The following is an 8,951-nucleotide window of genomic DNA, read 5'->3' as shown; positions in this document are numbered from 1 at the left end:
CATAGCGCCCGTCATGGCCGACGCCGCGTCCCCAGCGGTCCTTCCACAGCGNGACGCCAAGCCCCTGCCCCTCTTCGTTCTCCGATGGGGTCAGCATGCGCCGGACCGTCGCGCCGCCCAGCAATCGGTTGTCGCGGAACAGGGCGAAGACGAAGCGCTCCAGATCGCCGGCGGTGGTGACCAGCGGCCCGTCGCCGGTGGTCGCCGCCCAGGAGCGGCGGCTGACATCGCCGTCCTCGGTATAGCCATGGGCAAGGCTGCGGTCGCGCGGATCGGCGCCCACACTGGTCGATGCCATGCCGGCCCGCTCCAGCACCCGGTTCCGCAGAACCTGCGCGAAGGGAACGCCGTCGCGCCGCGAGGCGATGTGGCCGAGTAGGACATAGTTGCTGTTGGAATATTCGTAGTGTCCGCCGACCGGACCGGTCGCCTTCTCCCCCGCCGCATAGGCGAGAAGAGCACCGTTGCGCGGCAGCCGCTCCGGCTTGACCGCCTCATCCTCCTGATAGGCATCGGTGATGTAATCGGGAATGCCCGAGCTGTGATCGAGCAAATGGACCAGACGCGCCCGGTTGGCATTGGCGATCCGGTCGAGCGGCAGATCCGGGGCCAGATCCGGGGCCAGGTCCCGCACCGGCTGGTCGAGCGAGAGCAGCCCCTCCTCCACCTGCTGCAGCACGGCGGCGGCGGTCGCCATCTTGCCGACGGAGGCGACGTAGAAGCGCGTGTCCTCGGTCACCGGCCGCTCGCCCTTGCGGTCGGCGATCCCGGACACCACCACCCGCCGCCCGTCCGGACCGGACACCAGCAGGATGCCGCCGTCCAGCTCCTCGTCGGCAAGGAAACGGTCGAGCAGCCGTTGCAGCCGGTCGGGCTTGGCGGCTGCGGCATCGGACAGGGGAAGCGCAAGGGCCAGCAGCAGCGCCAAGCCCGTCACCAACCGGTGCGAATGGCCGGATTTTCCTCGTCCCTGCAGTTGCATGCCCCTGCCCCCGTCCTGTGAACGGCCCGGCAGGATTACGCCGAAAGCCATAACTGGAACCGAGGGTAGGCCGAGCAATCGGCGGACGGCAAGGAGCGGAACCTACCCCTTCGTCACCGGGCGGGTGCTGCCGCGGATCACCAGTTCGCAGTCCAGATTATGGTGCTTCTGGCTGACGCGGACGCCGTCGAGGGCGGCCAGGATCTGGGTGGCGCTGAGGCGGCCGATCTCGCGTTGCGGCGGGCGGACGGTGGTCAGCGGTGGCGGGCAGGAGTTGCTGAAGGGCAGATCGCCGAATCCCACCACTGCCAGATCCTCCGGCACCCGCAGGTCGCGGCGGGTGACCTCGAACAGCACACCCAGCGCCAGCGCGTCGTTGGAGCAGACCACGCCGTCGATGTCGGGATGGCGCGTCAGGATCTCGTCGATCAGCCAGCGGCCGACCTCGGTCGTGGCCGCGTCGGGAACGGTGAAGTCGATGGGATCGTGCAGGCCGCGGCGCAACACTTCCGCCTCGTAGCCGTCGGTGCGGCTGCGCACGCGCAGATCCTGGTGAGCGGCGGCGCCGATATAGGCGACCTTGCGGCTGCCCTGGTCGTAGAGGTGGCTGGTCTGCATGCGGCCGACCTCGAAATGCGAGAAGCCGACGCTGATGCCGATCGCCTCGCCCGGATGGCCGGGCATGTCCCACATCTCCACCACCGGCACCCCACAGGAGGCCAGCATGGCGCGGGTGCGCTCGGTGTGGTGGAAGCCGGTCACCACCATCGCCGCCGGCGACCAGGCGAGGAAGGCACGGATCAGCCCCTCCTCCTCCTCCGGGCTGAACTCGCTGACGCCCAGCAGGGTCTGGTAGTGCGCGGCCTGGAACATGCCCTGCAGCGTGTTGTAGGTCTCGGCGAAGAAGGAGTTCAGGATCGACGGCAGGATGACGCCGACGGTACGGCTGCGGGCGGCGGCGAGGCTGCCGGCGACCAGGTTGGGCACATACCCCATCTCGTCGATCACCCGCGCGATGCGTTCGGCAAGATGGCGCGACACCGCCTCAGGCCGGCGGAGATAGAGCGAGACGGTGCTGGGCGACACGTCGGCGGCGGTCGCCACGTCGGTCATCGTCACCCGCTGGGTGCCGCGGCGTGCCCGCTTCCTGGTTTCTGTCGTCTGCATCGTCGGTCTTCCTCACGCATCGGGATGCGGCCCATCAGTGCCGCGTCGGCGGGCCGGCAGGAGCAGGGTCGCGGAGGGTCAGATCGGCCAGGGCCGCTATCGCTTCGTGGACAAGCTGATAGGCGGCCTCGATCCGGCTGAGCGCCTCGTCGCACTCGCTCCCGTCGTCACCGTTGCGCGTCTCCTGCCGGACGGCCCGGAACAGGTTCAGCGCTTCGCGGCCGATGATCCTATGGCTTGCCCGCAGGTTGCAATCCTCTTGCATCGCCAGCGGGATATGCAGCAGACGATGGCGCAGCACCGCTGCGTCCAGTTCCAGTTCGGCGATGCGCCGGTGCAGATTGGGTGTCATCGGTCCCATGCCCGCAGGGGCGCGCCCAGCGGACGCGCCCCCGTCTCGTTGTCACGACCGCCGGATCAGGCGGCAACCAGCTCCGCCATGGCCGCCTTCATGCCCTTCGCCTCGATGGCGGCGAGGCTGTCGGCGACCCGCGCGGCCAGGCCGGGAATCGCGGTCAGATCCTCTTTCCACAGCCGGACGTCGGACAGGACGGCGGCAACCAGGGCCTCGGCGTCACCGGCATTGGCGGCCCAGCCGGCGCTCATGGCGGCGATCACCTCGGCATTGTCGCTGATCGGGTAGGCCCCGGCCTCGCGCTGGCCAGTATAGGCACCGTCGGCCAGAGTGCCGCGGTAGAAGCGCAGCAGCGCCGCCAGCGAGAAGGACAGGCCGGCCGGTGCCGAGCCGTTGCGGGCCACCGCGTCCTTCAGGCTGGGCAGAGCGCGCACCTGCCACTTCGACACCGAGTTCAGCGTGATCGAGATCAGCTCGTGCCGGATATAGGGGTTGCCGAAGCGCTCCATGATGGTGCGGGCATAGTCCTGGCGCTCGGCCTCCGGCAACGGGACGTAGGGGACGATCTCCTCGAACATCACCCTGTTCAGGTAGGCCGACACGGTCGGGTCGTCCATCATCGACTTGACGGTGTCCAGCCCGGCGCAATAGGCGGCCAGAGCGCTGGCGGTGTGGGCGCCGTTCAGAATGCGGACCTTGCGGGTGCGGTAGGGCTGCAGGTCGTCGGTCCACACCACGTTCAGGCCGGCCTTGTGCAGCGGCAACTCCTCGGCCAGATGGGCCGGTCCCTCGATCACCCAGACATGGAACGGCTCGGCGGCGACGGCCAACTTGTCCTCATAGCCCCACTTGGCGGACAGCGCGGCGGCCTCGTCCCGCGGATAGCCGGGGACGATGCGGTCGACCAGCGTGTTCAGGAAGTGGTTGTGCGTCTCGACCCAGTCGGCGAACCCGGCCTCCAGGCCCCAGCGCTTGGCGTGGGCCAGGACGATGCGCTTCAGGTTGGTGCCGTTGGCCTCGATCAGCTCGCAGGGCAGGAAGACCAGACCGCTGTCGGCCGTGCCGCCCAGCGCCGTGTAGCGGGCGTGCAGCAGGGCCGCGACCTTCGCCGGGAAGCTGCCCGGGCAGGCGCCGGGGGCATAGGCCTCCTCCCGGTCGGCGATGCCGGCCTCCGTGGTGTTGGAGACGAAGAAGCGCAGGGCCGGCGAACTGGCCAGCTCGACCATCCGCGCCCAGTCGGCATAGGGGTTCAGCGCCTCCGAGACACAGGAGACGACGCGGCGGGACTCGACCTCGCGCCCGTTCTCGATGCCGCGCAGCAGGACGGTGTAGAGGTTGTCCTGCGCCTTCAGCAGGGTGGCGATGCCCTGGTCCAGCGGCTGGGCGATGGCGATGCCGGCCTTGGTCAATCCCTGGCCGTTGGCGACATCGACCATCCAATCGACGAATCCGCGCAGGAAATTGCCGTCGCCCACCTGGAGGATGGTCACGGGCAGGGTCGGAGCGCCGTCGGTGTGAGCGACGTCGAACGCGCCGCCGGCAAGCTGGTCACGGGTCAGGGAAGGCATGACAGGGCATCCTTACAGGAGCTGGAAATCCGGGCCCGGCGCCAGGAAGGCAAGCACAGGCGATGGGTTCAATATACTAATATATTAATGGGTGGGGCAAGGAGAAAAGGGTGCGGCATTGTGGTGGAGGGGTGGTGGAGGTCGACCGCCCATCCATAACGGATCGTCGAGATACGCGCCTTGATCCAAAGCACACATCCAAGGGCGTCGACGTGTGAAGGCACAAACAGCCTTCCTATCCCACGGACGCACGCACGCCAGTCATGTGATCTTCTGGACCTGAGATCTGCCGGAAAAAACCAGTCACGGATCCATCAGAAAAACTCCGCACCCCAAAACCTCCCGCCACAAAAAAAGGCCTGCCATTTACGGCAGGCCATTGAAGAAATATCGGGTCCTTCGTACAGCGATCTCAACCTTCGTTCATCACGTCCCTTAGGTTTACCAAGAGAGCGTCGTCAGGCACCGCATTTTCCTTTTCCTCGATGTCGGAAGGAACGTCAGAGATTGCGGGGATTTTCTTCGGCTTTTCGTTGTCGGAAGCGGGAGGCACCTTGTCAACAGTTGTCATTGAAACCCCCATTACCGATGGCTGCGATTGGATCAATACTAAAGAGCACTCCGAGAAAAATATCAATCGTGAGATTTATTTCTACGAGATATGCTCTTTAAAAGCGCAGGAGGCCTGCCGAACGCCTCCTACTCCTTGAACCCCGCCATATGCTCGAACAGGTGGCGCTTGCGGCGGATCTCCGCCTCGGCCTCGCCCACCAGCAGGTGGTAGCGGTCGGGGTTGCTGCGCTCCACCGCGCTGAAGCGCGATTCGCCGGCCATGAAAGCGGCCAGACCGGCGGACGGCGCACCGCTGTCCAACTGCAGCGCGGTCGTGCCTTCGGCCAGCCGGCGCGGATCGCGGCGGTAGAGCGACCAGTGGCCGCTGTCCACCGCCAGCTTCTGGTGCTCCAACCCATGCGACAGCTCGAAGCCATGGGCGACGCAATGGCTGTAGGCCAGCACCAGCGACGGGCCTTGATAGGACTCGGCCTCCACCAGAGCGTTCAGCGTGTGGCTGTCACGGGCGCCGAAGGCGGTGCGGGCGACATAGACATGGTCGTAGGCCATCGCCATCAGCCCCAGATCCTTCTTGGCCGCCGACCGGCCGGCGGTGGCGAACTTGGCCGAGGCGCCGATGGGCGTGGCCTTGGACTGCTGGCCACCGGTGTTGGAATAGACCTCCGTATCCATCACCAGGATGTTCACGTCACGGCCCGATGCCAGCGCATGGTCGAGGCCGCCATAGCCGATGTCGTAGGCCCAGCCATCGCCGCCGACGATCCACACGCTTTTGCGGACCAGATAGTCGGCCAGCTGCTCCAGCCGGCGGGCCAGCGGGTCCTTCAGTGTCGCAAGCTGCCCCATCAGCGTGGCGACACGGGTCCGCTGGGCGGCGATGCCGGCGGAGTCGGACTGGTCGGCCTCCAGAAGCGCAGTCACCAGACCGGGTTCAAGATGTGCGGACAGCAGCGCCAGCGTGTCGCGCGCCTGTTCGGCCATCTGGTCGATGGCGACGCGCAGGCCGAGGCCGAACTCGGCATTGTCCTCGAACAGGGAATTGGCCCAGGCCGGTCCGTGGCCGCTGGCGTCGGTGGTGTAGGGCGTGGTCGGCAGGTTGCCGCCATAGATCGACGAGCAGCCGGTGGCGTTCGCCATCACCATGCGGTCGCCGAACAGCTGGGTCAGCATCTTGATGTAGGGGGTCTCGCCGCAGCCGGCGCAGGCGCCGGAGAACTCGAACAGCGGCTCCAGAAGCTGGGTGTGCTTGACGGTGACGGGCACCGACTCGCGCGGGATGGCGGGCAGGCCGCGGAAGAAGTCGAAGGCCTCCTGCTGGCCGGCCAGCGACTGGATCGGGCGCATTTCCAGCGCCTTGCGGCCGGACCCGTTCTTCTCCTCCACCGGACAGGCGCCGACGCACAGCGTGCAGCCGGTGCAGTCGGCGGGCGAGGCCTGCAGGCGATAGCGGCCGCCGGGGAACTCGCGGCCCTTGTAGGGAATGGTCTCGAAGCCGGCAGGGGCGTCGGCCAGCGCCGACTCCGGCACAACGGTGGCGCGGATGGCGGCATGCGGGCAGACCAGCACGCACTTGTTGCACTCGATGCAGAGGTCGGCGTTCCAGCCCGGCGCCTCCGCCGCGATGCCCCGGCGCTCATACTTGGAAGTGCCGGTCGGCCAGGTGCCGTCCACCGGGAAGGCCGAGACAGGCAAAAGGTCGCCATGCCCGGCGATCATCATGGCGGTAACGCGCTTGACGAAGTCGGGGGCGGTTTCCGGCACCGGAGCCGGACGGTCATGGTCGGCGGTGACATGGTCCGGCACCGGAACCGGGCGCAGATGCGCCAGCGCCTGATCGACGGCGGCGATGTTGCGCGCCACCACCTCGTCGCCACGGCGGGCGTAGGTCTTGCGGATCGCCGCCTTGATCTCGGCGATGGCGTCCTCGACCGGCATCACGTTGGCGAGCGCGAAGAAGCAGGTCTGCATGATGGTGTTGACGCGGCGACCGAGCCCGACCTCGCGCGCGACCGCACCGGCGTCGATGGCGTGCAGCGACAGCCTGCGTTCGATGCAGAGGCGCTGAACCTCGGCCGGCAGCGCGTCCCACACCTGCTGCGGCGTGCCGGGGGCGTTGAGCAGGACGGTCGCGCCGGGCGCGGCCATCTCCACCACCTCCACCCGCTCCATCAGCGGCAGATGGTGGCAGGCGACGAAGCCGGCCTGGCCGATCAGATAGGGGGCGCGGATCGGATCCTTGGAAAAGCGCAGGTGCGACACGGTGGTCGAGCCGGACTTGCGGCTGTCATAGACGAAATAGGCCTGGGCGTGGCCGCCGGTCTTGGATTGGATGATCTTGATGGAGTTCTTGTTTGCGCCGACCGTGCCGTCGGCGCCCAGGCCGAAGAAGACGGCGCGGGACACGCCCGGCTCCTCGACGCCCCAGTTCGCATCCCAGGGGATCGAATGATGGGTGACGTCGTCGGTGATGCCGACGGTGAAGCGGCGCTTCGGACGGTCGCGGCCCAGCTCGTCGAACACCGCCTTCGCCATGGCGGGGGTGAATTCCTTGGAGGACAGGCCATAGCGCCCCCCGATCACCATCGGGTCGATGACGGCGGGGTCACCGACGGCAGGGTCGAGAGCGGAGGAACCGGCGGCGCGGGCCTCGGCCAGCGCTGCGACCACGTCGAGATAGAGCGGGTCGGCGACCGCACCCGGTTCCTTGGTGCGGTCGAGCACGGCAATGCGGCGCACCGTCGGCGGCAGGGCGGACAGGAAATCGGCGATGGAGAAGGGGCGGAACAGGCGGACGGTCAGGCAGCCGACGCGCTCCCCCTGCCCCACCAGCCGGTCCACCGTGCCGTTGCAGGTCTCGGCCCCCGATCCCATCACGATCACGACCCGCTCCGCCTGCGGGTGCCCGTGATAATCGTACAGGCGATAGGCCCGGCCGGTGCGGGTGGCCAGCTGGTCCATCATCTCCTGCACGATGGCGGGGCAGGCCTCGTACCAGGGGTTGGCGGCCTCACGGGCCTGGAAGAAGACGTCGGGATTCTGCGCCGTGCCGCGGACGACGGGATGATCCGGCGTCAGGCCCCGGCGACGATGGGCGTCGACACAGGCGTCGTCGATCAGCGCGCGCAGGTCGCCGTCCTCCAGGGTCTCGACCCGATTGAACTCGTGCGAGGTGCGGAAGCCATCGAAGAAATGCAGGAAGGGCACGCGCGCCCGCAGGGTGGCGGCGTGGGCGACCAGCGCCAGGTCATGCGCCTCCTGCACATTGGCCGACGCCAGCATGGCAAAGCCGGTCTGGCGGCAGGCCATCACGTCGGAATGGTCGCCGAAGATCGACAGCGCATGGGTCGCCAGAGTGCGCGCCGCCACATGCATGCAGAAGGGCGTCAGCTCTCCGGCGATCTTGTACATGTTGGGGATCATCAGCAGCAGCCCCTGCGACGCCGTGAAGGTCGTCGCCAGCGATCCCGCCTGCAAGGCGCCGTGGACCGCGCCGGCGGCACCGCCCTCCGACTGCATCTCCACCACCTGGGGCACGCTCCCCCACAGGTTGGGGCGGCGCGCCGCCGACCATTCATCGGCGAACTCCCCCATCGGCGAGGAAGGCGTGATGGGGTAGATCGCGATCACCTCGCTGGCGCGGTAGGCCACCGACGCCGCCGCCTCGTTGCCGTCCATGATGCGGGCCATGGTTCGGCCTTTGGCGGGGGTAAGGGTGGCGGGACTGGCGGGCTGGGCGGAGGTCGGACTTTGGGTCATGCCGGAAATGTCCTCTTTGCTGGCGACGGTCGTCTCCCAAGGGGGCGTCTTCGATGGCGGGGGCCGGCAAGGCTTCGCGAAGCCGGCGGGGGCGCGGCAGGAAACGGCTGTCGGCCAGTGGGAATGGTCGATCCGGAACGGGGTGGGCACATTGACGCTTGTCAGTTCGACACGGAATTTCCGGATGCCGTCGCCCTGCACTGCACCAGGGTCTGATATATTACTTTTGCAAGGAAGGCCCCAATTTGTCGCAGCGCAACATGACGCTGGCTGATCAGCGTTTCTGCGGAAAAGTCGGGAGGGAACCGCTGGCATCCGGTCGCCCGAGGATTGCGGCCCGCAAACAGGGCTTTGATCCACATCATTTATGGCGATCGGTCGCTGTGGCTTCCTACAGGCGGATGCAGCGGGCTGATCGGCCCGACACCAAGTCCCGAACCAACGCGCAGGCTCTCAACCCCACAGCAACGTTGCATCGCAGCAAGAAATCGCCCCCTGGCACCGGGCGGAATTATGCTGCGGTTGCGAAGAATTCAGCGCACCGCACCAT

Annotated in this window: 7 protein-coding genes; 1 reads left to right on the top strand and 6 read right to left on the bottom strand. The window is 67.5% G+C overall.

Annotated features, from left to right (window positions below):
• The 6 genes from I71_RS04010 to nifJ all read right to left on the bottom strand — a co-directional run.
• Positions 1-982: serine hydrolase (locus I71_RS04010; RefSeq protein ID WP_083896951.1), on the bottom strand; the 982-nt coding region annotated here is incomplete at its 3' end.
• A gap of 102 nt (positions 983-1,084) precedes the next feature.
• Positions 1,085-2,149 carry a LacI family DNA-binding transcriptional regulator gene (locus tag I71_RS04005; RefSeq protein ID WP_042690953.1) on the bottom strand — a complete coding sequence of 355 codons (1,065 nt, stop codon included), beginning with the start codon at positions 2,147-2,149 and terminating at the stop codon, positions 1,085-1,087.
• A gap of 34 nt (positions 2,150-2,183) precedes the next feature.
• Positions 2,184-2,501 carry a hypothetical protein gene (locus I71_RS04000; protein ID WP_042690951.1) on the bottom strand — a complete coding sequence of 106 codons (318 nt, stop codon included), beginning with the start codon at positions 2,499-2,501 and terminating at the stop codon, positions 2,184-2,186.
• Positions 2,502-2,566: 65 nt separating this feature from the next.
• Positions 2,567-4,072 (bottom strand): tagaturonate reductase, encoded by a 1,506-nt coding sequence (locus I71_RS03995; protein ID WP_042690949.1) that lies wholly within the window; start codon positions 4,070-4,072, stop codon positions 2,567-2,569.
• A 412-nt stretch (positions 4,073-4,484) separates the two neighbouring features.
• The gene (locus I71_RS39105) at positions 4,485-4,643 is read right to left on the bottom strand and encodes a hypothetical protein (protein ID WP_211098355.1); all 159 of its coding nucleotides are present in this window, start codon (positions 4,641-4,643) and stop codon (positions 4,485-4,487) included.
• A gap of 128 nt (positions 4,644-4,771) precedes the next feature.
• Positions 4,772-8,320, bottom strand: coding sequence for a pyruvate:ferredoxin (flavodoxin) oxidoreductase (gene nifJ, locus I71_RS03990; protein ID WP_085940677.1), 3,549 nt, complete (start codon positions 8,318-8,320; stop codon positions 4,772-4,774).
• Between the two features lie 326 nt (positions 8,321-8,646).
• Between nifJ and I71_RS39100 the strand changes: the two genes are divergently transcribed.
• On the top strand, positions 8,647-8,951 hold a 305-nt coding region (locus tag I71_RS39100; protein ID WP_211098354.1), incomplete at its 3' end, for a hypothetical protein.

The organism is Azospirillum sp. B506, assembly GCF_000333595.1.
GTDB lineage: Bacteria > Pseudomonadota > Alphaproteobacteria > Azospirillales > Azospirillaceae > Azospirillum.
This window is presented reverse-complemented; position numbering and strand designations above follow the sequence as displayed.

Excerpts from the sequence above, each read along its gene's own strand:
- I71_RS03995 (WP_042690949.1), bottom strand. The coding sequence starts at position 4,072 with ATGCCTTCCCTGACCCGTGACCAGCTTGCCGGCGGCGCGTTCGACGTC.
- I71_RS04005 (WP_042690953.1), bottom strand. The coding sequence starts at position 2,149 with ATGCAGACGACAGAAACCAGGAAGCGGGCACGCCGCGGCACCCAGCGG.
- nifJ (WP_085940677.1), bottom strand. The coding sequence starts at position 8,320 with ATGGACGGCAACGAGGCGGCGGCGTCGGTGGCCTACCGCGCCAGCGAG.
- I71_RS04000 (WP_042690951.1), bottom strand. The coding sequence starts at position 2,501 with ATGACACCCAATCTGCACCGGCGCATCGCCGAACTGGAACTGGACGCA.
- I71_RS39105 (WP_211098355.1), bottom strand. The coding sequence starts at position 4,643 with ATGACAACTGTTGACAAGGTGCCTCCCGCTTCCGACAACGAAAAGCCG.